Annotated in this window: 1 protein-coding gene; it reads right to left on the minus strand. The window is 56.2% G+C overall.

Features of this window, described 5'->3' with window-relative positions:
- A partial coding sequence (locus BKD70_RS25135; RefSeq protein ID WP_256543182.1) for a tape measure protein occupies positions 1 to 1,622 on the minus strand: 1,622 nt, incomplete at both ends.

The raw sequence follows: 1,622 nt of genomic DNA on the forward strand, positions 1-1,622 counted from the left end.
GAGCGGTGTATTCGGCTTCGGCAGCAGCGTTAGCGCCTATCAGGTCGCGAGCCTTGGTGAGCTGCTCGATGTACTTGTCCCAGGCGGCGGCGCTTACTTTTTGATTATCACCGGCCTTGGATTGTGCCGCGGCCAGCCGGTCAGTGCTTCCTGCTGCCTGATTGGATGCGGTTGCAACTGCGTTAATGCGATCGCCGTACGCCGCAGCGCTTTGCAGGCTTGAGTCATAGCCGGCTGCTATTTCCTCAAGCGATGTTTTAAAGCCCCCTGCAAGAGACTGAGTGGATTGCAGCCAGACCGTCACATCATCTAACGTCTTCTTGCCGGAGCCCACCTCGGCAATCATTGCCGATAGAGCACGCATATCCTCGACGCGAGCCGCACCAGACGACGTTAAGGCTCCCTGCGCAATATTGGCGTACTTGCGTGCCGACGATGCAGCATCGTCGAGTGCTGACTTTTGAGCCTCAGCCCACTTCGACGCCTGATTTCGCTGCTGAGCCGCTGTGAGCTGGTCAAATTTATCGACTGTCTCATCAAGCGTGAGGTTCTGCTCAATAAGCGACTGCGTGCCCGAATCAGCCGAACTGCTGAAGTAGATGTAGCCAGCGGCGGCGGCGAGGCCAAGCGTTACTAAGCCAAGCGGCCCCCCAAGAGCTGCAAGCGCGGCGCCGCGGGTAGCAGCACCTCTTGACTCGGCAGCATTCAGTGCATTTTGAGCGGCTGTTTGAGCAGCCAAAATACCCGCGCCTTCAGTGCGCGCAGCATTAAGAGCAGCCGTCTGCTGACCTACAATTGCCCCAGTGGCCAGCTCTGCCTGCCGTGAAACCGCAAGTCTCGCTTCCGCTGCTGCTAGCTGAGACGTAATGGCCACCTCGGCTGTGCGTATTTCTGCAAGCCTTGTATGAGAGGCAGCCAAGCCGATGTTGTTTATTTGCGCCTTTTGTCTTTGAATCTCAAGGCTTCTATCGGCAGCCAGCTGAGCCGTTACAGCCTTCAATTGGCGAATGCTATTCAGCTCAGACTGCGATGTGGCTATCGCCTCTGCCCTGGCGTAGTAAGCCCGAGCTAGAGCTGCCTCGGTAGAGGAAACCACAACGCTCTGCATTGCCACAGCCTCAGCAGCAGAGGCAACCTCTGCCTGTTTCGAAGCTATGATCTGTTGATTGGTTGCTGCTAAATCAACCAGGCGAGCTTTGGCGGAAACAAAAAGAGAGTTAGCCAAGCCAACGCCAACTTTGACGGCGTAGGCACCAGTTATCGCCATCAGGGCATCGGTGTTACTCACCACAGTTTTAAGTCCGGCCCCCCCAACAGCGACGACCTGACCAATCCCGGTGGCGATGCTTTGAATACCATCAATTACCTTGGGGTCAGCGAGTGACGTTGCCAGGGCATCGACAGAGCTGATTAGAGGATCAATATCCACCTGCCCAACCGCTGCAAGGAAATTGTTCTTTAGCGCGGTTGATGCCTGCTCGAAACGGCGCGGCATTCGATCCAGCTCTTCATTGAGCGATGAGAGCGAACGCAACAGAGCGTTAGTTACAACCTCGGCCGTGATCTTGCCCTCGGCAGCCATGGCTCGAATCTGACCGTTGGTAACGCCAAGATAGTCAGCA

The organism is Pseudomonas sp. BS-2016, assembly GCF_001806145.1.
Lineage (GTDB): Bacteria > Pseudomonadota > Gammaproteobacteria > Pseudomonadales > Pseudomonadaceae > Aquipseudomonas > Aquipseudomonas lundensis.